Here is a 25496-nt window from a genome sequence, read left to right as displayed (position 1 = left end):
CAAGGCGTTAAAAGCACTACAAGCATCGAAAGCACTTAGGCGCCTTTGACATTAAAAGCACCAAGGCGTTTTAATGAGTAAAAGAAAACCCCGCATTTGCGGGGTTCTCTGGGCGCATGAGGTCGTTACCGAGTGCTATGCCCCTCTGCCGAGGCAACCATTTCTCCGTCGACGGTAGTGGGCCACAGCCCCTGCTCGGCCATCACCTTGCGCATCGACGCATCCGAAACAGCTTGGTCGTAGTCGCTGCTGCCGGCGGTACCGAAACCGACCGCCAGCGCGATGCCGGCGAGCAAAGCAATGACGCCATTGCGGTTGATGCGGCCCGTAACATTTGCATTCGTCATGGTGGATTCCTTTGTGTCTTCTGGCTGAAGGTTGGAGATTCCAAAGTACCACCACGAAAACCAATAAACAACATAATATTACTATTTTTAGTAATAAAAGCAGTGGAGCGCTCGTTTGAAGATCTTGTGCACGATTGGTGGGTATGGGGACCGCGATGCAGAGGCCGTGACTATCGCAGCTACAAGGGCCCCGGACGGCACGGTGGCGATTATCAAGCAGATCGAGGAAGCGAAGTACTCACGCCAAGAAGGCATGGCCTTCGTCACCAATCTAAGGCTTCAGGCCTATGACTCGCTGTTCAAGGAGGAGCACCTGAGCGATGCGGTCCGTTCCTACAAGGAAATGGTCGGGCAAGGCCTGCTCGCATTCTCCGAAAAAGCCACGAGGTTCACCCCCAGGATCGAAACTGACGGCATCGACGAGAAGGGCCAGCAGTACCGCCTGGACCAGAACATCGACAACGCCCAAATGGCCGTGCTGGCGATCGTGCACTTCGTTGATCGCCAGCACGCCATTACCGCCACCGCAGATCTGTCGGCCCGTATGGCCAAGCTCTACGACATCATGTCGTTCTAGTCATTGGCCGCGAAGGGCTCGCCGTATACGTCGTATCCGGCATCCTCCAGGGCGCTGTTCCCCTTCGCGGTGACGATGTACAGCCCATCAGTGGCTTCCACCAGGCCAAGGCCTAGCAACTCGGCCAGCGCCTCCTGGCTCTTGATATCGCCGTCCTCGGCTGCGGCCACCACGGCAATCGCCACCAGCTGCTCCAGGCCAGCCTCAGTGAGCGCCGCGCTGGCGCTGTCCAGCATGGCGATCGCCCGGCGATAGGCGTCAGCATTGCGCTTCTGCAGGCACGCCTGGTCAAAATTGCCTGCCTCGAAGTTGATCGGGTAGTTCGTCTCCATCATATCCAGCGCAATGCGCAGCACCGCCACTGCCTCAGCGTTGGTCGCGCTGTCGAGCATGGCCGGATCAGCGGCCAGGAGGTCGCGCGCATCCACGTAGGCGGCCGCCAGCGACATGGCAGGCCATTCTGGTTGCGGTTCTTTGAAGACATCGAGCGATTCCACCAGCAACGCTGGCCGGGAACTATCGAGCAGATCCTCAGCGGTGGCCACCCATACCGAATCCACGTCATGCAACACCGCATACATGGGCTGATCACCCGCGGGCTCAGTCGGTACCGCAAGGGTGTAATGCACTTTGGCCGCGCGCATGCTGGCGCCGATGACCTTGGCCGCAATGTCCATTTTGTCGCCGTCCTGGCTAAGCCCCAGGAACACGTCGGCGCCGATCTGGAAGCGCGACGGCAGCTCGATCGGGCCCAGCTGGTCGACGTAGGCCTGATTAACCAGCTTAAAGCCCAGCCAGGACATAGGCTCAGGGCCTGCAGCCATGGCTGGCGCCGGCACGCTGTCCAGCATGGCCAGGGCCTCGCGCCCTTTGTCGGTCAGTACGTTATCACGCTGGTCTTCGGGCATGTCCTCCACATAGCGATCAACATAGCCCAGGCTCACTAGAACGTCTCGGGCGTCCTTGCTCGATACCTGGCCGTCTTCTAAGTAGCCCTTCTTACCCAGTGCCCGGAGCACGTCGCGCTCCCATTCGCCAAGCTCTGGCGCGCCATCGGTGCTGTCGGTCATGGAGCCCAGCTGCTGCTGCAGGTCGGCCACAGTGGCGCGCCGTTCGGCAATCCAGGTATCGAGCTGGGCCACGCGCTCGGTAAGTACCGCGGCCATCTTCGGCGCCGGCGTGGTCATGCCCGGTGGCAGGGCGATCGCCTTACGCGCCTGGGCCTTCTGGAAGGCGGCTTGGTTCTTCTCAGCCAGGACAGCGATCTCAGCCACGGCCTTGGCAGTGTCATCGTGCGCCTTGATCGGCACCAAGGAGGAGTTGAGCAGTACCTGGAAGATATCGCCGGTGGCGGTTACGCGCAGGGTGACCAACTGGCCGCTGGCCAAGGTCACCACCGCTTCGCGGTAGGTGATGCCATTGGTGCGCTTGGGCTTGTCGATGAACTCGGTACCGGCCACTGCCTGGCCCGCACGGATCATCAGTTGTTTGACCTTCTTCAGCGCCGTAGCCGCGCTGGCGGCGCTGGAGAAGTCGAGAGGGTTTGTAGCCGGCATGGATGCCCCCATGGTGTAGGTATGGGGCAATTGTGCGGTATTGCCGGCGGCCTGCTGGCGGGGCGTTTGCGCCTATCCAACCAGGACGTTAGGGGAGCCAGTAGCAGTGTGGCCACAGCTCGCCGCATCACCGGCCCGGCAGATGGGCAGCCCATTGGCGAACACGGTGGCGCTCGCCCCGTCCATGGTCGGCGCCGCGTGGGGTGCGATGCCGTGCGGTGTGACTGCGGCGCCCTTCACCGCCACCGGCGCCCCGTTGATCAGCACCGTGGGTGCCAGGTTGCCAGTAATCACGTCGCCGGCCTTGTCGATTCCTACACGCGCTGCACCAGGCATTGCGCCTCCTATCCGTTGAGTTTGATGATGGCCGCAATCTGGGCGATCTGAGCCAGGGTGATCTTGATGCTAGAATTGCCCGCTACCAGGTTGATCGCCTTGGTGGCGTTCAGGTTGATCGTTTCGGCGTTGATGTTGACGGTGGTACCGGCATTGATGTTAACCACTGCGTCGGCGTTCCACTCGATGTTGTCATGGTTCCACCGGCGCCAGCCGACTTCATTGCCAGTGTTCGGGTTACGGTAACCGGTGATGATCGGATAACGCGGGTCGCCTGCAACGAACGCCACCCAAATCGGCAGCCCCTCCACCAGCCGGATCTCGGTGTCCTTCGAGTCATCCCCAATGGGGTACTCAATTTCGGCTAGAGGCAGCACGTCGGCACCGTCGGTGAAGGGTGGAACTTCGACGCGCACTTCCCGGGCATTTCGGTCCACGCTGCGAATGATTGCGGGATATCGGTCAGACGGCATTTACGAGCCTCCCCAGCCAAAGGCGACTACGGCTTTCCTGGGCGCCTTCCAGGTTCTCAAAAGCGTGCAGGGCGGTGATCACAATCAAGTTCTCGCCTGCCACCTGCAGCACATCACCGGCCAGGATCTGCTGGCAGATGGTGCTGTCGACAGTCTTGCTGCGCACAAGGACACTGGACGCGTTGCGCAGGCGCCGCACATCCGTCCTGGGCCGAAACTCCACCGTTCGCACCTGGTTGCTTGGCCCCTGCACCAGCGATGCCTCAGCGTTGGTGCTGTAGAACATGGGCACATCCTGGAGCTGCAGATATTCGCTGGCGATCATGGCGGAACTGTCGATCTGGCCGATGTTGTCTACCGGCAGTTGCTTGGCCATGTCTGCCAGGCGCATCGCGCCGATCCGGCCGCCACGCATCACTAGGGCAGCGCCCTCCTCCTGCAGCACCTGTACCAGTGGGTAGCTGGGGATCTTGCCCTTGAAGCAGGAGAAGCGCGGCACGACGAAGTCGTTGTCTATTTGGGCATACGCCCCACACGCCCGGTAGGCCGCGCCGAACGTCGTGTTCTCCTGCACCACAGCCATCGGCCTGGCGCTGGCGATGCTTGCACAGCTGTGCAGCAGGGCCGTCACCTTCATGGATTGCTGCTGATTGGCACCTTGCACCTGGCCCAGCGGCTGCGATCGGTCTGTTTTAACGATCAGGTACTGCAGGTTCTCGCGGCCGCCCCAGACTGAAGCGCCCTCTTTGACCTTCGCCTCGACGCCATCGATGAGCTTCACGGTGAATTCCAGGGTCCGCGGTACCGGGGCCAGGTCTGACCGGTTGCGCCACGCCACCACAACGTCGGTGGGGATCATGTCCCCACCTTCACGCAGGAAGACGTTCATTCCGGCTTGCCCCAGGTAACTCCAGACTCGGTACCGGTGCTGCGCACCTGGGCGGCGTTGTCATTGATCTCGATCTCTTGCACCAGCGGATAGCCAGGCGGATTGTTGGTGCTGCCGTCGTTCGGGTCACCCTCGCCCGGGGCATCCAAGTGCGGCATGGTGCACTTGAGGATGAAGTCGGCCGCCAGGATCTTCATGTTCTTGAAGCTGGTTTTCACCTCCATCCAGTCGATGCGGTTGGTTTCCAGGGTGATCGGCGCCGGGATGCTGTACTGACCGAACTTGTAGGTGGCCGACAAGTAGCGGTTGCTCGGGCGCTTGATGAACGCCGAAAGCTGGGCGCACAGGCTCTTGGCCGATGCGCCTTCGCTGGCAAACACCACCACCTGCAGGCGCTGGTCGAGCATGGAGTGCTGGTAGCCGTACCAGGAACCGCCCTCCTCGATCTGCAGCAGTCGCCGGGAAATATGGTCGCCGCCGAAGTCGGCCCCGGTACCGAGATAGTTGGTGTCTACCGCCATCAGCACCATGGGGAACATTGAGTTCGCCCCGTCAGGGCCGTTCACGTTCTTTCGGTAGGCGGCCAGCATATCTTCCGCGGCATCAATCATGCGGGAGGGAGCCCACATTACCGCCTGGCTGAAGGGCTTGGCCCGGTACAGCTCGACGGCCTTGGTGTTGGCGTACAGCTCATTGAACCAGCGGTTCATGTACTGCCCCCAGGCGGCGGCCAGCTGGTCGAAACTGCCGTTGAGTTCTTGCGCCATAGTGTCCTCGCATGCGCCAGCACTGGGCTGGCGCGGGTTGTGAGCGCAGCCTTACTTGGCAGTGCGATTAGTGCTTTTAGTGCTATTGGTGATTTCTAGCACTTCGGTGCTTTCGGTGCTTATGGCGCTCTCAACTGGTTCCAGGATCTCGACTGCCGCCGCAGGCTGCTCGATCTCCTCAAAATGCATGCTGGCCAGCCAGGCACCGGCTGCATCGCCGATCGGCGGCTCTGGCCAGTCGCTTGCGGTTGGCAGGGCCTTCGAAGGACTCAGGCGCCCCAGCAGCACCAGGTAGACCTCCCAGTCATGCAGAGCCTCGATCTCCGCGTCTGTGGCCATATCCAGACGGACTGCCGTATTCAGTCGAGTGATGTTCTCATTAGCGAGCTGGGTGAGAAGGCGCTGCTTGTAGACGGCGTTCGCGGCAAGAGCTGCAGCTTTGGCCGCTTCGTCATCGACCCACTCGTCACCGTCCCACTCCTTGAACTGGCCCTCTGGCGCCAGCAGGGTGTGGGTTTCTGGGATGGCTCCAAGCGCCTCCCAGACGAATGGATCCTGCGTCTCAACGCTGTAAACCGTTTTGCCGCGGTGATCTTCCACCTCGTACCAGGTACGACCATCCGCATCCAGGACCATGACGTGCCCAGGGGACGCTTCAGGCGCTACCCCTATCACCGACAGACCCGGAATCAACCAAACGCCAGGCTCCATGGGGCTTGGATCAGCGACAGATACCCCCTTGAACTCCCGGGTATATGGGCTGTAGTTGCTCACCTGAGGTGCCACCACGCCAGGCTCACTCCACCATTTCGGCTCGGGTTGAGTGGTGACTTGTTCAACGGACATGATTATCTCCTCAGTACTTAATGCAGGGCAGGTATGCCCGGTTGATTGGTCGAGCTTCATCACCACCAGCAGTGTTGATATTCAGGGTGTGGGTATGGCTGCCCGCGGTGCTGGTGGACATAGTCTGGGTGCCTTCTTCGATCTGGTCGCCAAACACCGCATCGTTCGAAAGAGAACCATCAACCAAGTCTCGCGGGAATGTCATGGTGTGGCTGTGGGCGCCGCCAGTCGCGGCAGTACCGGTGTGGGTGTGGCTGGCGTTCTGATCGGTCTGGATCGAGCCAAATACACGGCCCGGGTCGATATCAGAGCCGTCGGAGAAACCCCGAATGAACAACCCGCGATCATCAGGTAAATTGAAGGTGGTAGATCCGTCGCCAACCCCAAACTTGGTACCGATCTTGTTGAACAGTGCCTTGTAAGCGGTTCGGGATACCGCCGCGCCGTTTCGCTTGAGGAAACCATCAGGCACGGTTTCACCCGCAAAGAATGCGATTTCGCCTACCCGGTCCCCCAGTTGGCTAACAGTAGCGGCTTCTTCCAACTTGCCCCGGCCGGTGATCCAATAAGACGAAGCACTGCTGGTCAGCTCAACCCATTCGTTGTACTGCAGGTTGAGCGTTCCGCTGTTGTTACCGGTCTCTTGTTGGATGTTGCCCCCCGAGTGCGTCACCTTGACCACGCCAGAGGACTGGTTTCGAATCTGATAAACCAGACCATTACCAATCGAACTGCTAGCCGGCAGAGTCGCTGTAGAGCCCACGCCAGTCATGTTGAGCCAGCGGCCTGCGTCAGCGGCCGTCAAGGTGATATTCCCGGACGCGCCGATACCCACGTTGGTGTATCGACGAGTGTTGTACTCGATTTCAGCTTGCACCCAGGACGTACCGGGGATTCGGCTTGAGTTATCGCGTGCAGCTGGGGAACCTACGGTCGCACCCTCATTGAAGGCGAGCAGACCGGTGGTCAGGTTGAGGGTAAACGGTCGTTTGGTGCTCCAGGGGCCTTCAGCGTCATTCGCCTCCGTCAGCAGCAAGTACAAATACCCACCGTCATTGCGCCAGATCGTGCCGTATTTCGCGTTTGAATCAATCAGGCGAATGCCCTTCGTATCGGCGACCGTCAATTCCCCGGTAAATCTCGCATCAGGGAACGCGTTAGCCCCGAAATAGAGGTTCGTCCCACCATTGATGATATCGGCCTGTTTCCCTTGCGGGACGTACTGCCCGACCCCGCTGGCCGTTTTGAGGCGCAGCGTATAGTTGCCGGTGGTCCGGTTGTAGACGGTCCACTTGTTCTGCCCGGTCGGCACGATTACATCAACGTTGCCGGTAAGCGCCCCGGTAAACCACAGAATGCCCGCGGCGGCCTCCGTAGCGGTCAACGTGATGTTGGCGTTGCCAGAAATGTCCTTGGTGGTGATGCCATAGACCAGGGTGTTGATGAGCGCAGGAATCCCAAGCGTGTTCTGCGCCGCGGCCTGTGTCGTGTCATCGAGCAGGGTCTGGGCGAAGGCGCTCACACTGACTTCGCTGAAAAGCTCTTTAAACGTTGGGCCATCGGCGCCCACCATGGCATAGCCGAGCCACAACCGCCCGGAGGCATAATCAGTGAAGATGCCGGTATAGCCACTGTTGGAGTCACGACGGCCGACGATCTGCCACATGCCGTAAGTAGGTGTCGCCCCAGTGAGCGTTAGGGGAACAGTAGCGCCTTTGGCCTTCGACGCGGCGATATCAATGAACCCAGACCAGCCAGCAGGTTTACCCCACTCCGCATTGCTGTTGATTACCGTCTTGGGCGCAACCATCGTGCCTAGACCGTAATCTCCCACTTTCAACATGCGGCCGGCGGTCGTATCGAGGTCGCTGGATGTCTTTACAAGGTTCCCAGTCGTCCAGGACTCAACCCACTCGGACCACTCGGTATTCGAGAGGGTCCCGTAATAGATTCGGTTCCAGATCCGAGGCGCAGCCCCTTCAGTGGTGAAAATCGTCTGCGATACCCGGCCACCGTTGCCGGCAATGTTGTTGCGGCCGCTGACAAGCAGCACGCCATACGAAACATCAGCGGGTTTGGCCCCCAATACAGACGAGGAGAACGCGTACCAGCCATTCGCAAGGGTCTGATCGTCCAGGTTTGGCGTGTAGGGCATGTACGTCGCGCCCAGACCGAAGTCGCCAACCTTCACCAGCTCCGACCAGGCACCCCACACACCGCTGGTGCCGAGCTTCTTGCGAACCCACATGTCCGCGGTGGTGACGCCTGCCACAGCTGCGTACTGAATCACGCTGTTGTCGTAGGCCTGCACCAGTATCCATGCCGCCTTGCCTGCAACCGGGCTGTTTTTGTAGGTGCTGTTCAGCCGGTAGAAGCCGGACAGCAACGCATCATTGGCATCGGTCACCGAAACCTGGCCACCCAGGCCATAGTCACCCACTTTCAGCATACGGCCGGGGGTCGAGTCCGTTGCTGTGGTAGTTTTTACCAGCGTGTCGGTATCCCAGCACATGGACCACGCGGACCAGGTGCTGTTGTAGCGCGCTCGGTTCCAGACACGGCCGCTATCATATTCCTGGTAGAGCTGCGTAGTGATAGTCGAACCACCGTTCTGCACGAACAGCGTCCCGGCCTTGGCCACTGGATAGTTCTGAGCCAGGCTCGCCTGGGCGTTCTGCACCTGCCCATAAGAACCTGAGGTGGTGTAATCGTTGAGGTTTGCATTTCCCGGGATCGCATTCGCTGCACCTGTCAGGCCGAAGCCGACAGCAGCCAGAGCGGCAGTAATGTCAGCCGGGGTTGCAACCTTGGTCCAGGGCTTCCAGGCACTGGATGCGCGACCTCGGTAGTAGAAGGTGTTCGAGTCACGATCGATTAGCAACTGGCTTTGGGAAGCTGAAGTGTTCGCGGCCGCATGAATGATCACCGGCAAGGTCAAGTCGCAGGTCGTGGCGCCGCTCGGCCAGGTGCCAGGCGTAGTTCCCTTGGTCGCATGGTAGATACCGCCAGCGACGATGGAGTCGACGCTATTCGTACCCAGGGATACCGACATTGCGCCGATCCCGAAGTCTCCAACCTTGAGCATACGGCCCACGGTGTTGTCATCCACGGCTTCGGTCTTGACCAGGTTGCCCGAATGCCAGGATTCGACCCAGGCGGACCATACCGAGTCCGCGGCGGTACCCGTATAGGTCCGGTTCCACACTCGTGGCGCGCCGTCGGTGGCGTAGAAAGTCTGTGCTACCCGGCCTCCGGTCCCTGCGAAGTTGTTACGCCCGCTGACGTGCAGCACACCTGCGATGGCGGCGTTGAGAGGCTTTGTGCCCGTGGTGCCCGCGGAGACCGCGTACCAACCGTTCCCGAGCGTCTGGTCATCAATGCTGGTGATAGCCGGCATGGTGATGGCGCCCAAACCGTAGTCACCAACCTTGGCCAGCTCAGCCCACGCGGTCCAAGCATTCGTCCCTGCTACCTTTTTGCGGATCCACATTTCAGACGTGGCGGTGCCGGCCAGGGAGGCATACTGCAGCACGTTGGAGTTGTAGGCCTGCACCAAGATCCAGACAGCCTTACCAACTGCTGGGCTGTTTTTGTAAGTACTGTCCAGGCGGTAGAAGCCTGAAATGACTGCATCGTTGGCGTCAGTGACCGACAGCTGGGAGCCCAGGCCGTAGTCGCCTACCTTGACCATGCGGCCGGCCGTTGTGTCAGTGTTTGACGTGGTCTTGATCAGGTTGCCGGTGTGCCAGTCTTCATACCAGGCGCCCCAGGTGTCGCTGGCGCTGATGTAAACACGGTGGAAGATGCGTGGGTTATTGGGCTGGTCCACATCGATGAACGTCTGCGCAACGCGGCCAAGCGTGCTTGCGACGTTGTTGCGCCCTTCGTGCATCAAAATGCCGTAGGTCGACGGCTTGGTGCCGGTTGTCGTATTGCTGACCGCGTACATGCCGTTCGGCAGGGTCACGTCATCGATGTTGGTGATTAGGTTGTTGGTCATCAGCACTTTCGAGCCAATGCCGTAGTCCCCAACCTTCAGCATACGGCCGACAGTGGAGTCCGAAGTGCTGGTGGTTTTTTCCAGGTTGTTGCCGTTCCAAACCTCAGTCCATGCCGACCACGCCCCGTTGTTGCTGGCACGCTGGAACATGCGGGTGGAGCTTTGCGGCATGAAGATCTGCTGCGTCCATTTGCTGGCGTTGGTCATCACAATGACCATGCCGGTGGCGCTGGATAGCGGCATGTTGGTCGAGCTAGAAGTGACCAGGTAGAAACCGGTGGCCGTCAGCGTGTCCAGATCGAGCTGCAGGTCTGTCAGATCAGTACTGCCAAGGCCAAAATCACCTACTCGCAGTACGCGACCGATGGTGCTATCGCGGTTGTTCGTGGTCAGCGTTGCGAGAGCGGCGTTACCCAGCTCTAGCGCGGCGCGGGCAGTTTCGGCCGTTGTGCCGATGCGAAGCTGGTTGTCGGAAGTAAACAGCTCGACAGTTGCCCAGGTGTTGTTGTTCTTGCGACGGAGCCATGCGCGCTTGCTGGTATGACTGGTGACCAGTTGCGTAGCAAAGGCAGCCGTGTCGCCAGTCATGTGAATGACTTCACCGGCCTCGCCATCGACTGGCCGGCCCGTGGTTGCAGCGCCCCACCCATAGGTGCCACTGGCGGTTAGGTTGTCGATGCTGCCCGTGGCATTGAGTTTGGTAGCGCCGATACCGAACGAGCCCGGTACCAGCAGGCTTCCTGCAGTGGTGTCGTACAGTGTCGGCTGTACCCGGGCCGTGATGGCGGCATGAACCAGATTGGGGTTCATCCAGCGATCGACGACCGTGGTTGCCTTGTTCTGCGCCTGGTCAAGGGTCGCCACAAACGACTGGTACTCGGCCTTGGAGTAGGTGTCAGCCACCGCGAAGGTGCTGTAGGCCACCATGGTGACCAGGGTGCCGGCAGCCACGGCGGTGGTCAGCGTGAAGGTCTGCCCATCAGTCGCGGTGTACTTGTCCTTGGCCAGTTTGGTGCCGTTGACGAACACCATTTCACTGCCGGGGGTATAGGCGCCGTTGAACTTGGTCTGGTTGGCGGTGGCCACGGTCGGCCATTCAACATAGAACTGGCCGCCACCCACGCCGCCGGCCAGCTGGAAGCGGGCGCCGTCGTAAATCAAGTCGTAGATGGCGCCCACGCGCAGGTCGCCCGGCGCCAGCACGGTCCCGCCGGTTTTGACTACGGACTTGGCGCCCAGGCCGGCGATATTGGCTGAAACCGGGCCGGTGCTGGAATAGGCGGCTTTGAAGCGGAAGGCCTGGCCGGTTTTGTAGGCCGGTACCTTCACGTCGATCGGCGGAGTGAGCACCAGGGCGTTAGCCGAGCCGGTGACCGTCATCCACATGTCGGCCTGGGCGTCAGGGAACAGCGCGTGCTCGACGTATTGGGGGTGCGCGTTGCTGGCCGACTCGTGGGCAGCCAGGGCAGCCAGGGCGACCTGCTCGGCGGGGTCTACGGTGATGTCGACGCTGCCGGCCGGCACCGACTCGAAGCCGATGTCCGAGAACAGCACCGCCGGCACGCCGTCGGTCTTGATGAACGCGGCTTCACCGTCCTCATTGGACCAGATGAATGCCAGCACATTACCGGCGTAGTAGCCGATCTCGGTGATGGGCGTTTCGCCGCCGAGGTCTTCGCGCCAGGCGGCGAGCATGCGGATCTGGTACTGCGTGGGACGGGCACCACCAGCCAGCGTGATTCTGCTGCCCACCGGCGTTTTCAGGGCCGTTTCAGTACCCTTGGGATCGTACATCCCGGTACCGAACTGCACATGCGTCAGCTTCAGCGTCATGCCATTCGCGCTGGCAGCGAAGGCAGCCTGCTTGCCTCCCAGCGTCATCGCTGGATTGATGATCAACGGATCGTACATAGAACCCCCAGATACTTGATCTGGGGAATGCTACGGACCCAAAAACCCCCGAATTTCCGGGGGTTTGCGCGCTTTTTGCGTAATCAACGAGCGGTCGAGCCAGTGGCCCTGCAAGTAATCACCATGCGCGCTGGCGCGGCCACCTTGTAGTTGAAACTCAAGCGTTTGGCAGTGCGCAGCTCGAGCACGAATCGGGCTGCGACGGCCGAAAGGGAGGCGCGCAGGATGCGCTCGGGGACGACCTGCGTTTCGATGTCCACGCGCAGCCGGCTGGTCAGGAAGTAATTCGCCTTGTTGGCACCAATGTCCTCCATTTCCTCCTCGCTGATGGCGTCAGCCGGGTAGTTGCCGTTGATGGGGCACCACAGCTGGGAAACGGTGTACACGGGCCCGAACAGGGCGTTCAGGTAGGCCTTGAGGAAGGCCGTGCCGCGCTGTGGGTTGTTGTAGCGCCAGGCGTGGAACAGGTGGCGGACTTGGTCCACAGTGGTCGTGCGTAGCACCGCCAGGCCGTCACTGGAAATGTAGCGCTCCAGGAGCGCCGTTTCCCCCAGCATGGGCATACCGTACAGGTTGATGGCGTTGACGCTCGGCGCCACCCGCTGCTGATACAACCTCAGGAACAGCTGCTTGAACTCCGCTTCAACTTCATCGGCTTGGGCGCTCTTTACCAGAGGCGTCAGATTCATCAGTCAGCCTCCACAACGTTCAGGATCAGGCTTGCAGCGGTGATGTAGCGGAACTGCTCCGGCTTCTCGGCAGCGCCAGCAGTGTTGTTACTGATGATCAGGTTGCCAACCCGGGGACTTAGAGCAGCCACGTTGTCACCGAGGTCTTTGTAAATGTCCTTCTCCAGCATCTTGGCCTCGCCCCGCTTGGCCCAGGCCGAATCGCGACCGTAGGCCTTGAGCATCCTGGTGCGAACTTCCTCCTTGACTGCCTCGCCGTCGTAGACCGATGTGATGTACAGGGTGAGGGTCACACCCACCACCTTCTCTACCACGGTCACCCGCTGGATCCGGTAGCTGTCGTCGGCCCGATGGATGTGCTGCTCGATTTCTGCATGTAGCACGTCCTGGGTAGTACCGTCCTTGAGCGCGGCCACGAACAGGGTGTTCATGTTCTTCACGTTTGGCCCGCGCACCTGCTCCTCGCGGCGCTCGTTCCAGATACTGAGGAAGGTCAGCGGCACGACCTTCTTGCGCACCAGGAAGTCGAAATTCGAACCGAATACGGCGCTCTCGTCGTAGATGGCCGGGTAGGAGCAGACTTCGCGCATGGTGGCTATGTCCATGGGGTCGGCGCCCTGCTGCAGCACCTCGGCCAGCTCCAGGACCATCTTGGATTCGATGTTGCTGGTGGTCAGTTCGTTGTACTCGAAGGCAAAGCTCATGCCCACGCTCAGTGTCAGGTTGCCTTCGGTGTCATCGATCGACACAGTCAGTACTTCGCCGATCTGTGGCACGTAGCCGGCCGTTGTCATGCCGAATTGCAGGCTCAGGGCACTGTATTCGTCCGACTTGACGTTGTAGACCTTGTCACCCGGGAGGATGTTGGCGAAGTCATTGCTGCGCTCAAAGCCATCCACACGAATATCAGCGATGTAGCCGATATCCGGGTCAGTCACGTCCACGGTGTAGAAGGAGCGCACCGCGTTCACCTGGTGCGTGAAAGAGCGAGCGCGCACCTGCTTGGCCGTCAGGTAGCTGACTTCACCGGCCAGCACCGTGGCGCCACCCGTCACCACCCAGAAGCGCCCCTGCGCATCCATCAGGCTGCGGCCGGCGCCTACACGCATGGTCTGATCAGTGCCGTTTGTGACCTTGATCTTGCCGATGCACGGCGTGCCAAACGGCAGAATGCCCTTCACAGCGGCGTCAGCGCGCACTGTCACGTCACGTGCCTTGGTCCAGGGCTCGGCGCCGGTCACATCGATCTGCTGACTCAGGTGCGCCAGCTGGGCAGCGATGGCCTGGATGCCCTGCAGAATCAGCGGGTCACCGATCTGGTACCGAGCCGAGATCGTCGGGAAAGTTGCGATCTCGTTGACCGCGTCCTGCATAAACTGGTCTTTAGTAACTGCCACGGGTCACGTCCTCCATGTCCGACAGGCTCACAGCGGAACCATCGATGCTGATGTAGATGAACTTGCGATCGATGCCGTTGTTTTCCGCGTACATGCTCACCACGCCCGCCGGCAGCGCGGCCAGCACGGGGATATCGGTTCGCATCTTGGCCAGGAAAGCGTCCGCGATCGGGGAGCTGAGGGGTTTCTGCAGCATTTCTTCCAAGGGGGCGCCGTAGGAAGAGCCCAGGTAGGCATAGGGCTTGGTGTTCACCCAGTGGGAGATCATCCGAAAGAGCAGGTCCACGTTGTATGCATCATTGGCCATGGGTCACCGGTCACAAACTATTGCCCGGATGATGGCAAACAAAAACCGCCGGTTTTGCCGGCGGTTTCCGTGGTTTCGCGTCACATGCGGGACTGGCCGCCCAAGCCGCCGGTGGCCGCGTGGGCAATGCGCCTGTCCTCCAAGTCCTGACTCAGGATCATCGGCGCCGCTGGCGGTGGCGGGGTCTTGCTCGATGCGCCCAGCAGCGGCTTCGTCACGCTTGGCGTACTGGGCACCTTCACCGTGCTGGCATTGGCCGCGGGAGCGCTGTAACTCGGCGGCGGGGCCAGGACCAGCGGCGCTGGGGCAGCGGTGGCCAGCTTCGGTACCGCAGCCCCAGTTGGCGCATTGCCGGTCGCTGGAGCCGGGCTTGCTGGTGCCGCCTGCATGCTGGCGATGGGAATCATGCCGAGCGGCTTGGCCGGTGTCGGCGCTGCAGCAGTTGGCGATATCGGCGTAGCGCCAGGGCCGGCACCAGCCTGGCCTGGTACGGTGTCCATCGGAACCGGCCCGCCCGCAAATGCTGGCTTGTTGCCCGTCACGCCCGGCACCACCGTGGTGTGGCCGGTGACCTTGGTCATGGTGCTGGCAATGGCGCCGACCGCGGCTGCCGGCGCCGCCACTCTCACCTGGTCGGCCCGGCGCGTTGGGGTCAGATCACCCGCTTTGGCCTGGACCAGGTACTGCTCGTACTTTGCTTTCACTTCGCTCAGGCCGTTTGTACCGCCGTTGGTCTCCTTACGGGCACCAGTGATGTCGCCGCGAATGGCAGCCGTGTTGGCGCCCGAGTCCTTCCAATGCTGGACAGCGATCTGGGCAGAGTACTTCGGGTCGCTGGCCAGCTCGGGGTTGTTCACCAGGTCGATACCCAGTTTCTTGCCCATGGCCTCGTACTGAGCCTTGCCCGTGAGCTGGATGTCACCACGTCCGCGGTACTTGAAGCCGTCACCAGATTCGGTATTGCCCATGCGCCCCCCGTACACGCGATTGGCGATTGCCTCGGGGTTGCCGGCATCTGCCCGAGCCTGCTCGATGTTCTGGTAATACTTGGGGAACACCTGCTGCAGGCGCTTGGCGCTGTAGTTCAGGTTCTCCTCTGTCCTGGTGAAGCCCCCCGATTCGTGGTCGACGTTGGCCATCAGGGCGGCCTTCGACTTGGCGTCGGTGATCCCGCCAGCATCCATGGCCTTGATCAGCTCGTCCTTGCGGGCGTTCGACCCCCCGGTGTAGCGCCCGCCTGTGATCTTGTGGAGCGCGTTCTGGCCGGCATCCTTGATGCTGGTGGCGCCATCTGAGACTGCCTGCTTGGCCGAGGTGTACCGGTCAGAAACTGTGTCGCGTACTGCGGCGATCCGCTCAGTGGCTGCGGTCCACCTCTCCTTGGCCCAGTCCGCCATGCCGGTGAGCGCAGTGGTTGCGGTGGCCACCAGGCCGTCCCACTTTGCGCGTACAAAGTCGAATGCCTTGCCGACCTGGTCGCTGGCAGACTTGGCCAGGCCTAGGAACGCGGTCGACACGCCGTCGACCATCCCCTGCAGATCGACCGTCGAAAGCCAGGTGCCAACCGCTTCGCCCAGCTGCTCGCCGAGCATACCGCCGGCAATGGCGCCGGCCGGGCCGCCAAACATGCCCAGCGCCCCGCCCAGCAATCCACCGGCAACACTACCGTAGGTGCCGAAACGCTGCGCCTTGGCCTGCTGGCGCTCCTCCGGTGTAGCACCTGGCTCATCCTTGGCCATCGCCGTCGATGCGATCACGCCAAGCCCAAGCACCGCGCCCAGGAATGGAACCCCTTTAGCCGCCCCCTTGGCCAGGCGGCCTAGACGGCTCCCCAGCCCTGGGCGGCGCACTCTTCCCGATTCTGGCGCCTTAGTGCTTGTAGTGCTTTTGGTGCTATCGGTGCCTTTGGTGTTTTTGGTGCTGTCAGCGCCAGATACGGTGCTGCCGGGCTTCCTTGCTTCTGGCGGGGCTCCGGGCTTGGTCGCCACCGTCTTGTGGGAGGCGACCTTATCAGTACTGGTCGCCGCATGACGGGCATCGTTCGCTGCCTTGCGCGCCTCTGCAGGGGTTCGCCGGCTCTGTCGATCACGCCCGTCTGCCCGAGCATGTCGCCCGTCACGCCCCCGCCGGCCATTTGCGCCGCGACGCCTAACCAAGCCGCCAGCAGCCTTCATCAGCCCGCCGGCCGCAGCCAGGCCCCGCATGATCCCCGTCATGCGGGCAAGCGCCTTGATCGGCGCCAACAGCATGCCCAGGGCCGCCAGCAGCCCGGTCAGGATCAGCCCCATACGTGAATCGGACTTCTTGTCCCGGAGGGTGCCCCAGATTCGGCGGTACCAGAACACGTCAGTACGGTGGCGCTTCTCCTCGGGCGTGGAGCGCTTGAAGCCAAACAGCCCCACCAGCGGCTTGAATATGCCCAGGACAGGCGAAACAACAGCACTCACCTCCTTGGCAGCCTGCACGGACGGGTCGATGTTGTCAGCGCCGTCCGCCATGCCGCGCGCGGCGTTCTGCAGCGACTCCGAGGCAGCGGCTAGCGCTTCGCCAGTCCTCCCAGGGCGCCCATCACCGCCGGCATCTGCTGGGCGATCCTGACGCGGGGACGAACCGAACCGGCCGTTGGCCTGGCGCTCCTGGTCACGCTGCTTGCCTTCCCGGGCCGTCTTCTCGGCCGCAGCCACCTCTGGATCTGCAATGGCCGGCTGCCCGGTTGGCGGCAACGGCGGCCGAGCTGCAGCTGCAGTTGCAACAGTCGCTTGCGCGGCGGCCATAGCCGGTGCTGGGAAGGGTGTTTGCGTTGAGGGCGATGCTGGTGGCGTCGACTGCTGGTGTGGCTGTGTCGGCGCCGCCGAGGGCGGAATCTGTACAGAGGCGCGGCCGGGCTCCGATAACGCAGCCAGGTGCACATTCAGCGTCGGCGCGGCGCTCAGGTCGGCCTCTGGCTGCACGGCCGTTACCGGGCTCGCGTCGGGGCCCGTCACCGGCGCGGCAAGGCCCTGCTCACCACGATCGCCGTCATCGCCAGGCTCGGCCGGCGCAGCGTGCAGAATGCTCGGTTGCGGCTCATCACCACCCTGGCCACCGACAACCCGAGCTGCAGGTGCCGCTGGCGCCGGAGTGACGGCCAGTTGCCCGATGCCGTCGGCGATCCGTGCCAGCTGGTCGACCGTCTCCTGAGTGTCACCATGGATGGCGCGAAGAATGTCGATCTGGCGCCCTTCCTTGTCCATGTCCTCCTCAGTCTTCGGCCCTACCAGGAAACCGGACTGGTCGTATTGGTCCTGCCCAAGGATTTTTTCCATCAGCGGCGCAGCCCCAATGCCTGCGCCACCAGGGCCTGGCCTTTGGCGATGATGCCAGTGGTCTTGTCACTCTCCGGGGCGGGCTCATCGCTCGGTAACGCGGCGTTCATGAAGCGATCGGCGCTGTCCATCATTTCAGTGGCACGCGATGGCTTGTACGTGGAGCCTCGCTCCAACTTCTCAGGCGTCACGCTATCCAACATGCCACCGTCCCCGCCCTGAGCTTTAAGCCTCGCCTCAAGCCGCGCACAGCGATCCACCAGGTCCTCATTCACCTGACACTGGTGCAGGTAGGACTCGCTGATAGAAACGGCGTGCGCCTCGCTCTGGAGCACCCGAGCCTCACCTTCCGCCAGGGCCTGGCTCACGCTGTCCATCATGTCGGCGTAGTCCTGGGCGAAGCCGCTTTCGGACAGGGCGCCCGGCTCAGCGCTGTCCAGCATGGTGTCGTAGCCGCGGTTCGTGTCGTAGTTGGGGCTGCGGACGAAGTCCATGCCGTAGTAGCGGATCGGGGTGCGCTTGCCGTTCACCTCGGGCGCATGGAACACCGAACTGAAACCCCAGTTCCCGCTTTGGTAGATGCGAGCGCCCACCCGGCCGGATGCGGTATCCATGAACTCCTGCTGGTGCTGCAGGGTGCCGTCCGGCAGGCATTTCAAGAACACGGTCTTGCACGCAGGCTCCAGCGGGACCGTTCTGCCACCCTCGGTCACGGTTTCAGGCACTGCCAGCCCGTACTTCTCCCGGAATCCGTGCCCCAGGTAGCCATTGAAGTCACCCTTGCGCACCGCCTCCTGGGTGGCAGGGCTGTTGATCAGGTTCATGGTGGCCTCGATGTCGATCTCACGAGCCTGGCCGGTGTAGTTGCGGCCGCGTTCGTTCAGGTTGTAGCTGATGATAGGGGTACGGAATGGCATCACGCGGCCTCTTCTTCGTTGTCATTGGTCAGCGCCCGCTCGGGCTCTGATGTCTCTACTGGTTGGCCGTCTGGGCCCATGATCACGCCTGCGCCCATGTCCGGCTGTGGGGGCTTGGCGTTCTTCAGGCCTTTGGCCACGGCCTTGACTTGCTCCTGGTCCAGCTCTGCCATCAGCAGCAGCTGCTCGTTTGTTGCCTGGTCCGTGCCCAGGTCACGCAGCCCGACCAGCACCTGCACCAGGATGGCCACGGTATTCATGGCACGCTCACGGCTGGCCTGTTTCTCGGCCTCAAGGGCGGCGATAGAGCCGTAGTAGTTGACGTTGTAGGGACGTTCGCTGTCGTCCCAGCACCAGCCGTACTTGGCCAGCATGTCGCGGTCGATGATGTCGTTGACGTAGGCCATGTAGGCCGTACGGATGATCCGGGACCGCTCTGCGGCCTGGCTGCTGGTGCGATTGAACCCGCCTTCGCCCAGCCCGCCGGTCAGCTGGTCGGCAAACCCAACCATAGACAGATCAATGCCGCCGGTACCGGCCAGCTTGCGGGCGCAGAACATCACGTCCTCGATGTTGGCGCCGGCGCCGGAGCTGGCGCCCTGGAAGCTGGAGATCTGGGTCAGTTGCTTCTCGTTGAAGGTCGGCATGACGTGGAAATTGCGGGAGGTGGCATAGACGCCTGACTTCACCGCCTGCTCTGCCCGGTCCTTCATAGACTTGAGCATCTTCTCAAGCGACCTCATGAAGCTTTCCTGCTGCTCCAGGGTCATGTCCGACATGTTGGCGCCTATCATCGTCTCGTCGATCGAGCCGGCGATGCGCTGCCCGATCATCCCGCGCAGGGCGGCGATCAGGTTGTCGTAGTCCTCCTCCATCGCTTCCAGGAACGAGCCGCCCACCAGATCTGGCAATGGCATCAGGTCCTCGAGCTTGTCGGATTCCAGGTCCATCTTCTGGGCGTTCTCGACGGCCCGCATCTGCGGCAGGAACACCATGCGCGGCATCTTCATGCGCACCATCTGCAGGTGGCTAAAGCGCGCCTGCAGCTTCGGCCCCAGGCTCACGACATAACCAACAGTGCGGCCAGCCTCGACGTAGGGCTGCACCAGAGGCGCGAACATGCTTTCGGTGTCGATCTGGACCACACCCACCTTCGGTACGGTGCGAATGCGGGCGTAGGCATCGCCGAAAGCCGTGGCGCTGAAACAGGTGCCGTGGGCGGTCTTGTTGAGCATGGCCGTGATGCGGGACAGATCCGCGACGATCTTCATGTCAGCGGGGCTGATATTGGCCTTGGGCTCGATGAAGATGGTTTCACCGGTGGTTTCGTGCCCACCCAGCGCCATCTGGACGTGCAAGCGCAGGATGGTGCTGATAAGCCCGTCCTGCACCATGTAGTGCCACTTGGTGTAAATCTCCGATCGGGAGCGGGCCGGGCGGTTGCCGTTGCCCATGAGCATTTCGATGCCGACATAGTCAGCGTCGAAGGTGGAGGTACCGGCCATCTTGGTCGCGGTCACATCCACCTCTGCCAGCATAAGCTTGGTAGCAGCCTTGGTGGCTGCACCCAGCTTGCTCAGCAGGGACTTCTTCTGTTTCGGTTCGTCTGCCATGTGAGTGGGTACGCAGTAGGCCTATTTGACGGACAGCGTACCGGCCCAACTGACCCTGAAATCCGGGGGCTTTGCCCACTCCGAAGCCACCGTAGGCGTGCTACCGTACCCATTTTCCCCGGGACCAACTTTCCATGCCGAGTGAAACTGTGCCGTTCTCCGAATGGCTCCTCAATGCCCGCACCGCCATGGGGCTGACTCAGCGCGAGCTAGGCGCAAAAGCCGGGATAGCATGGTCAATGGTTTCAAAGTACGAGAACGGCCATAGCGTGCCTCGTCGACCGATTCGGGCGAAACTTCAAGCCATACTGCACGCCAGCCCAATCGCTCATAGCGAATCGGATACTGCCCCTGCAACTGAGCTTGATCAGTTGATCGATGAATGGATTGCCCGCCACGGCTTGATGACACAGGCAGCTATGAAGCTTCTGGCCATAAAGATTGCAAACACTCTGTAAGGAGACCGGCATGACCGATCACCAGGACGCCGCAGTGCGCCAGCTGCTTGAGATCTATGCCGACACCCTGGAATGCGCAATTGGCCCATGCCTGGCCGGACGCCCAGCGCTGATGGCCTGGCTCGATGATCAATTCTTGCGCCTGGCGCGCCTGGATGCGCCTGACCACACCGCCAGTGAGCTGATCACCAACGCCTACGCCGAGTGGCTGGCCGACGACTTCGCGGACGAGCCAGGCCGCCCTACGGCTCCAGGGCGGCCGTATCCACCTCATCCGGGCGCGGGTTGAGCAGGTACTTGCGGGTGTACGGGGGAATGTTGATCTCGCCCGTCACGTCGACCACTTGGTAGTTGACGATCACCCCGCCGCCAACCAGTACAGCCACCAGCATGTCCTTGACCGGCTGGACGTAGCCTTCCTCATCGGGCTTGGCCAGCGGCTCGATCGACGCCTCAAGCACCTGGTCTTCGTAGTTCAGGCGCCGACCGTCGTCGGAGGTGTTGCCCAGGGGCGCAGCGAAGCCCTGGGCGAAGTTGATCCGCGCGTCACAGGCCGGCACCCAGGAGTAGTTCACTTCGTCTTCCGACGAGAGCATACCGGCGCCGCCGAGCGTGGGCGCCCCGTCGAACGCCCCACCTTCATCGTTGCGGTCCACCTGCTTGATCAGCAGCACGCAATCGAGCGAATTCGGATGGCGCAGAACCCGCTGGCGGTCGGCCCGGTTCACTGCGTGTGCTACGTTGTTCAGCATGATTTAACCCTGCGCCTTGTCTGCGGCGGCGATAGCGGCCAATGCGGCGTCCCGGCTGTAGCCCAGGCCCATCAGCACCTTAATTTTCTTGTCCTCGCTCACCGGTTTGTTCACCTTGGCGGCGTGGGTCTTGCGTAGTGACTCGCTGGCGGCCTTGATGCGCGCTGCTGCCTTCGCTTTGGCCGACGGCGTACCATTGCGCATTTCACGGCGCTCGCCCGAGGTGGTCAGCTTGCGGTCACGACTGCGCACACCCTTGGCCTTCTCCACGAAGGCGAGCTGGTCGGCCACGGTCACGATCTGGCGCTGGTTGCTCAGCAGCTTCCGGCCGTTCTCGATCATGCGGGTGGCGAAGTTGTGGAAAGTCGGCCCGTGGCTGATCGTCTGCATCACCCGCAGGACGTGCTTACAGCCAATCCCGTACATGGTGGGGTTTCGGATCTTGGGGAAGCCGTCTTCGGCCCTGCCGTAGTTGAAGTTGCCGATGGTGGCGATGTAGCGGTACCAGAACGTGTGGCGGCCGCAGTCGCAGTCGAACTTGATCTTGCTGCGCATCATCACTTTGGCGGCGTTCTTCGAGCTGTCACCGTCGGCCAGGGCGCTGTCGTAGCCCAGGAACTGCACCATGACGTGGTGGCGGGTGGCGCCGTAGTTCGGCCCGGCGTTGGTCTGGAAGTGCACCAGGCCGGCCCGGTTCGACACCGGCACGGCAAAGTGAATCTCTTTCTCTGCCCGGCGCCGATCCTGCGGCCGTGACAGATCAATGACCTGTTTGGGCAGGATGCCGCCGTGAACGCCCTTGCCGTTCTTCTGCAGGCCATGGCGGCGCTGCACGTCCTTCACCGCAGCCTTGAACGCCGCGATATCGTCCAGGGTCAGCAGCCGCGGACTGCCGTCAATGGTGGTGAACAGGCGCCTCTCAGGGTCGTACAGGCCCGACATGTCGTCGGCGGTCAGGATCTCGGCCTGGTCGCCCAGGCGGCGATTCAAGTCATACGTGAACTTGTTCTTGGCCTGCTTGCCCGCGCTGTTGGCGCTCTGGATGAACTCCAGCTTGGGGTCCTTCTTGTCCTGCTGGGCCATTACCGCACCGACCGCACGTTAGCGACCAAGCCGGCGCGCTGCTTGAGCAGGTGCAGGTGCTCAACGGTCGGCAGCACCAGGTCCTGCTCCTTCAGTTCGGAATCGACATTCGGGAGGCCTGCAGCGGCCATGATTGTCAGAACCTCGGCGGGATCGTTGTACACGCGCCGGGCGACACGCGAGAGGTCCCAGCGGTCACTGGGCAGGGTGCGCACTACCTGGCGCCGAGGTGAATACGTCGGCTCCTGCTGGCAGAACTTGCGCACCTCTTTGTAGAACCTGGATACCTCGATCACAACTCACCCCCGTCATGTCTTTGCACGGGGGTGATTGTCACCGCAGCTGCGGTGCAGATCCTGGGAGGGTTTGCGCGACCGGTAGCGCTATTCCACCTCGGGTGGGGTGGGGTTGGCCCACTTGTTGGCGACGTTGCGGTACACCATGCACAGCACTGGGCCTTCAATGCCGTCCTCTTCCACCAAGTGATACTCAGGCAGGCTGTTGCTCTTGATGATCTCGCGAATCATGCGGCAGAACTCTTTGAACTTAGAGGTGCTGCCGCTGCGTACAAAGATCGTTTTGAAGCCCCAGCGGGCGCTGTCCTTGCCAGCGGCCTTGCGCGCCAGCCGGTACAGGAAGCGCTCAATGCCGGATTCCATCAGGAAGTAGTCCGGGTGCACGGTCAGTACGTCTGGCTTGGCGCCGCTGGTGATCTCCTCGTACATCCAGTTGGCCAGGCGGAACTCGACATACTCGACCTTGTTGGTGCGGACGTTACTGATCACGCGGGTGCCGTGGATCAAGGGGTCGCCATTGTTGACCCGCTTGGCCTCGCCACCGCGGGAGACAGTCCGCTCGATGGCAACGTGCGTGGTGCTCAGGCGATTGAGCGCATCCACGACGAAATCCTTTTGATTGCCGCCGTTGTCCTTGCGGCAGAACTTCAGCACCTCGCCAATATGCGGCCGGAACGTCTGCTGGGGGATGTCTTCACGCTCCCCGTCGGCGAACTTGTTCATGGCCTCGGTGAGGTGCGATATCGCCATCAGGACCAGGTCATAGTCCCAGACCGATGCCATACCGTAGGGGCCGGAGGTGACCTGCACGTACCCATCGGGCAGCTCATACCGCATCACAGCGTTAGCGCGCTTCTCCCGCTTCGATAGCCGGTAGACGGCCACGTCCATGACGCCGCGGTTATCTTTCGCGCCCACGTCGTACAGCATGGGTGCAAAGAAATCAGGCTGCTCGGCACCGCGTGGCTTCTTGCGCTTGGCCGGCGGCTTGACCGTGATCGATTTGGACTCAGGGGGCTGGCTCTGGGGCTGATCCATGCCTTCCAGCAGATCGCCCTGGGTAGCACGCGCGCGCTTCCTGGTAGCGCTCTTGGCCTGCAGCGCCTGCACCGCTTGGGCGCGGGGGTTGGCTTCCGTGGTGGCTGACATATGCAATCTCGGTTTCTGGCTGTGCGTGGATGATAGGTGCTTGTATTGGCACAGGAAAGCCGGAGTGGATTCGGTGGCTGGTGTGTAAATTACGGAATCACAGTGGCGCCATGCTGGCAAACCCAGCAATTACGGGGGTTATACGGCATTTTTGAGGCCTCACAAGCGGCACCACAACTGCCATTTCCGTAATTTACCCACCCGGAAGGGCTGAAACGGCCTGGAAAGCCGTAATTTACCCACCCAAGCCAGTAATTTACCCACCCCAAAACGTAATTTACCCACCAGGATCGTAATTTACCCACCCGCCCACAGGGTTGTGCACAAGCCACATGCCGCGCGGGCTCTGGCCCCGATCCAGTTATTCACAATGGCCAAAACGTATATAAAACGGTGGTTAAAACTCTAAAACGTTTTATAGGGGCGATTTGGTTGATTTTCTGCTGGCCCAGGCCAGACAGAACACCCCCAGTCGAAGCCACCAGCGCTGGCTCAATTCACGCTCCAGCTCGACCACTCGCGCCTGCGCCAGCTCCAGCTGGTGGAACATCGTCAGCACCACCTGCTGGGGTGAGTGGTACCCATGGCACCGCTCACAGATCGCCGCACAGTCGGGGTACAGGAACGGGATAGAGCACCCGTCCTTGCAACTCGGTGCCGATGGTTCCCCCGGTACCTGCTTGACGCCAGCACCGGGGAATTGGATGACGACGCCCACCTACTCGCCGTCCCGCCCCAGGATGAATTCCTTCACCTGAGCCTTTTGCTCAGGAGTGAGCACCACCTGTTCGCCCATCGCCTCACCATCGCGCTGATACGACACGCTTATTTCAGCATCCAGCTCAATGGCATCGAGCACCAGCTTGTCCAGGGCATCAATCATCATCCGCACCCTCGTCATCGACAGTCATGGTCAGCGGGAACTTCTCCAACAGCGATCGCGCCAACCTGATACCCAGGCGCAGCCCTGCGGCCATATCCTCGTTCAAGGTGATATCCCGGTGCTCCTCAGGCTGATCCTTTGGGCGCAGTGAGATCACATTGCCCGCTTGGGCGTGATCCTGAATACCCTTGAGCGATTCGAGACGATGGTTATACCAGCGCTCCAAGAAACGAACGCCTTCGACCGACTGCGGGAGAAACACCACCCGGTTGGTCAGGGCCAGAAACTCGTCCTCAACCATCTGGTGGTCGTCCAGCTGGTGCTGAGCAGCAAACGGGCCATCCACCTGGCTCCAGGACTTGGCCAGTGCCTTGGCGCCGTCCATCACTGCTTGCACCAGTTGCTCCCGACGCGCTTTCATTTCGTCTTGGTCCAGATCAGCCAGCCCCATCACCAGGCCTTCGGCTGTCTTTGTGGTGATGATCAGATTCTGCAGTTGCTTATTCGCCATATGGCAATCCTCAGTGTTTGGTCGCGCAGGAGGTGCGCTGAGCAGCAATCTCACTGCGAAGAGCTTCGAGCCCCTGCAGGTGCGCATACGCCCGATCGTGGGTTTCCGGCGTGACATAGGCGATCAGGAAGCTATTGATCACACTCTTCAGCAGGCCGGCGGTATCGTGGCCCTTGATCACCGACATGACTGCCAGCTGCTCGAGGAGCACCGCCGGGGTCTGTCGGAACAGATCAACGCCCAGCCGCTGGGCGATATCAGTGAAAACGGCTTTCATGTACTGCTCACGCTTCTCCACTGAGATACCGCCGATATCCAGCCGGCGGCCAGATGTCATGCCTGCCGGGATACCCTCCAGCTCCTGCAGCTTGGCCGTTACAGCCATCGCCACCACCGCGCCATACAGCGCCTCTTGTTCCTTACTCTTGTCCATG

25 protein-coding genes are annotated in these 25496 nt (G+C 61.6%); 3 read left to right on the top strand and 22 right to left on the bottom strand.

Annotated features, from left to right (window positions below; genetic code table 11):
- Positions 1 to 125: 125 nt before the first annotated feature.
- Positions 126 to 347 carry a hypothetical protein gene (locus MJ643_RS16110; protein WP_247726907.1) on the bottom strand — a complete coding sequence of 74 codons (222 nt, stop codon included), beginning with the start codon at positions 345 to 347 and terminating at the stop codon, positions 126 to 128.
- A gap of 202 nt (positions 348 to 549) precedes the next feature.
- On the opposite strand from MJ643_RS16110, the gene MJ643_RS16105 reads away from it, so the two are divergent.
- Positions 550 to 924 (top strand): hypothetical protein, encoded by a 375-nt coding sequence (locus MJ643_RS16105; protein ID WP_247726906.1) that lies wholly within the window; start codon positions 550 to 552, stop codon positions 922 to 924.
- Here MJ643_RS16105 and MJ643_RS16100 read toward each other — a convergent pair.
- The 13 genes from MJ643_RS16100 to MJ643_RS16040 all read right to left on the bottom strand — a co-directional run bounded on the left by MJ643_RS16100 (position 921) and on the right by MJ643_RS16040 (position 19930).
- Positions 921 to 2480, bottom strand: coding sequence for a hypothetical protein (locus MJ643_RS16100; protein WP_247726905.1), 1560 nt, complete (start codon positions 2478 to 2480; stop codon positions 921 to 923). The genes MJ643_RS16105 and MJ643_RS16100 overlap by 4 nt on opposite strands.
- Before the next feature lie 72 nt (positions 2481 to 2552).
- Positions 2553 to 2816 (bottom strand): PAAR domain-containing protein, encoded by a 264-nt coding sequence (locus tag MJ643_RS16095; RefSeq protein ID WP_247726904.1) that lies wholly within the window; start codon positions 2814 to 2816, stop codon positions 2553 to 2555.
- A gap of 8 nt (positions 2817 to 2824) precedes the next feature.
- Positions 2825 to 3289, bottom strand: coding sequence for a hypothetical protein (locus tag MJ643_RS16090; protein WP_247726903.1), 465 nt, complete (start codon positions 3287 to 3289; stop codon positions 2825 to 2827).
- Entirely contained in the window at positions 3279 to 4178 is a 900-nt protein-coding gene (locus tag MJ643_RS16085) for a hypothetical protein (protein ID WP_247726902.1), read from the bottom strand. The genes MJ643_RS16090 and MJ643_RS16085 overlap by 11 nt, the downstream gene beginning before the upstream one ends.
- On the bottom strand, positions 4175 to 4945 hold the full coding sequence (locus tag MJ643_RS16080) for a hypothetical protein (RefSeq protein WP_247726901.1): 771 nt from the start codon (positions 4943 to 4945) through the stop codon (positions 4175 to 4177). The genes MJ643_RS16085 and MJ643_RS16080 overlap by 4 nt, the downstream gene beginning before the upstream one ends.
- A gap of 51 nt (positions 4946 to 4996) precedes the next feature.
- Entirely contained in the window at positions 4997 to 5791 is a 795-nt protein-coding gene (locus MJ643_RS16075; protein ID WP_247726900.1) for a tail fiber assembly protein, read from the bottom strand.
- A 10-nt stretch (positions 5792 to 5801) separates the two neighbouring features.
- Positions 5802 to 11702, bottom strand: coding sequence for a tail fiber protein (locus tag MJ643_RS16070; protein WP_247726899.1), 5901 nt, complete (start codon positions 11700 to 11702; stop codon positions 5802 to 5804).
- 83 nt (positions 11703 to 11785) lie between these two features.
- Positions 11786 to 12391 carry a hypothetical protein gene (locus MJ643_RS16065; RefSeq protein ID WP_247726898.1) on the bottom strand — a complete coding sequence of 202 codons (606 nt, stop codon included), beginning with the start codon at positions 12389 to 12391 and terminating at the stop codon, positions 11786 to 11788.
- A complete protein-coding gene (locus tag MJ643_RS16060) occupies positions 12391 to 13788 on the bottom strand; it encodes a hypothetical protein (RefSeq protein WP_247726897.1) in 1398 nt (465 codons plus the stop codon). Before MJ643_RS16060 ends, MJ643_RS16065 begins: the two co-directional genes overlap by 1 nt.
- Complete coding sequence (locus tag MJ643_RS16055) at positions 13775 to 14095, bottom strand: hypothetical protein (RefSeq protein WP_247726896.1); 321 nt, start codon at positions 14093 to 14095, stop codon at positions 13775 to 13777. Before MJ643_RS16055 ends, MJ643_RS16060 begins: the two co-directional genes overlap by 14 nt.
- Positions 14096 to 14175: 80 nt before the next feature.
- Positions 14176 to 17400 (bottom strand): glycoside hydrolase family 19 protein, encoded by a 3225-nt coding sequence (locus MJ643_RS16050; RefSeq protein ID WP_247726895.1) that lies wholly within the window; start codon positions 17398 to 17400, stop codon positions 14176 to 14178.
- Positions 17400 to 18317, bottom strand: coding sequence for a hypothetical protein (locus MJ643_RS16045; RefSeq protein WP_247726894.1), 918 nt, complete (start codon positions 18315 to 18317; stop codon positions 17400 to 17402). The genes MJ643_RS16050 and MJ643_RS16045 overlap by 1 nt, the downstream gene beginning before the upstream one ends.
- Positions 18317 to 19930, bottom strand: a complete 1614-nt coding sequence (locus MJ643_RS16040) for a hypothetical protein (protein WP_247726893.1) — start codon at positions 19928 to 19930, stop codon at positions 18317 to 18319. The genes MJ643_RS16045 and MJ643_RS16040 overlap by 1 nt, the downstream gene beginning before the upstream one ends.
- A 134-nt stretch (positions 19931 to 20064) precedes the next feature.
- Here MJ643_RS16040 and MJ643_RS16035 point away from each other — a divergent pair, with 134 nt between their 5' ends.
- Positions 20065 to 20388 (top strand): helix-turn-helix transcriptional regulator, encoded by a 324-nt coding sequence (locus MJ643_RS16035; protein ID WP_247726892.1) that lies wholly within the window; start codon positions 20065 to 20067, stop codon positions 20386 to 20388.
- A gap of 10 nt (positions 20389 to 20398) precedes the next feature.
- On the top strand, positions 20399 to 20677 hold the full coding sequence (locus MJ643_RS16030) for a hypothetical protein (RefSeq protein ID WP_247726891.1): 279 nt from the start codon (positions 20399 to 20401) through the stop codon (positions 20675 to 20677).
- On the opposite strand, the gene MJ643_RS16025 is transcribed toward MJ643_RS16030, so the two are convergent.
- From MJ643_RS16025 to MJ643_RS15995, 8 genes are all read right to left on the bottom strand, one after another.
- On the bottom strand, positions 20631 to 21140 hold the full coding sequence (locus MJ643_RS16025) for a hypothetical protein (RefSeq protein WP_247726890.1): 510 nt from the start codon (positions 21138 to 21140) through the stop codon (positions 20631 to 20633). The genes MJ643_RS16030 and MJ643_RS16025 overlap by 47 nt on opposite strands.
- Before the next feature lie 3 nt (positions 21141 to 21143).
- Positions 21144 to 22223 carry a hypothetical protein gene (locus tag MJ643_RS16020; RefSeq protein WP_247726889.1) on the bottom strand — a complete coding sequence of 360 codons (1080 nt, stop codon included), beginning with the start codon at positions 22221 to 22223 and terminating at the stop codon, positions 21144 to 21146.
- Entirely contained in the window at positions 22223 to 22519 is a 297-nt protein-coding gene (locus MJ643_RS16015; RefSeq protein ID WP_247726888.1) for a hypothetical protein, read from the bottom strand. The genes MJ643_RS16020 and MJ643_RS16015 overlap by 1 nt, the downstream gene beginning before the upstream one ends.
- An 87-nt stretch (positions 22520 to 22606) precedes the next feature.
- Positions 22607 to 23668, bottom strand: a complete 1062-nt coding sequence (locus tag MJ643_RS16010; RefSeq protein ID WP_247726887.1) for a replication initiator protein A — start codon at positions 23666 to 23668, stop codon at positions 22607 to 22609.
- Positions 23669 to 24083: 415 nt separating this feature from the next.
- On the bottom strand, positions 24084 to 24218 hold the full coding sequence (locus tag MJ643_RS31505) for a hypothetical protein (RefSeq protein WP_282103249.1): 135 nt from the start codon (positions 24216 to 24218) through the stop codon (positions 24084 to 24086).
- 168 nt (positions 24219 to 24386) lie between these two features.
- Positions 24387 to 24554: a hypothetical protein gene (locus MJ643_RS16005; protein WP_247726886.1), complete on the bottom strand. Its 168-nt coding sequence runs from the start codon at positions 24552 to 24554 to the stop codon at positions 24387 to 24389.
- Entirely contained in the window at positions 24544 to 25062 is a 519-nt protein-coding gene (locus MJ643_RS16000) for a hypothetical protein (protein ID WP_247726885.1), read from the bottom strand. Before MJ643_RS16000 ends, MJ643_RS16005 begins: the two co-directional genes overlap by 11 nt.
- 10 nt (positions 25063 to 25072) lie before the next feature.
- Positions 25073 to 25495: a hypothetical protein gene (locus tag MJ643_RS15995; RefSeq protein WP_247726884.1), complete on the bottom strand. Its 423-nt coding sequence runs from the start codon at positions 25493 to 25495 to the stop codon at positions 25073 to 25075.
- Position 25496: the final 1 nt, after the last annotated feature.

The sequence above is a fragment of the Pseudomonas sp. PNPG3 genome, assembly GCF_023093815.1.
In the GTDB taxonomy this organism is placed as follows: Bacteria; Pseudomonadota; Gammaproteobacteria; order Pseudomonadales; family Pseudomonadaceae; genus Aquipseudomonas; species Aquipseudomonas asiatica.
The sequence above is the reverse complement of the archived record's forward strand: the minus strand, read 5'-3'. Positions and strand labels throughout refer to the sequence as shown.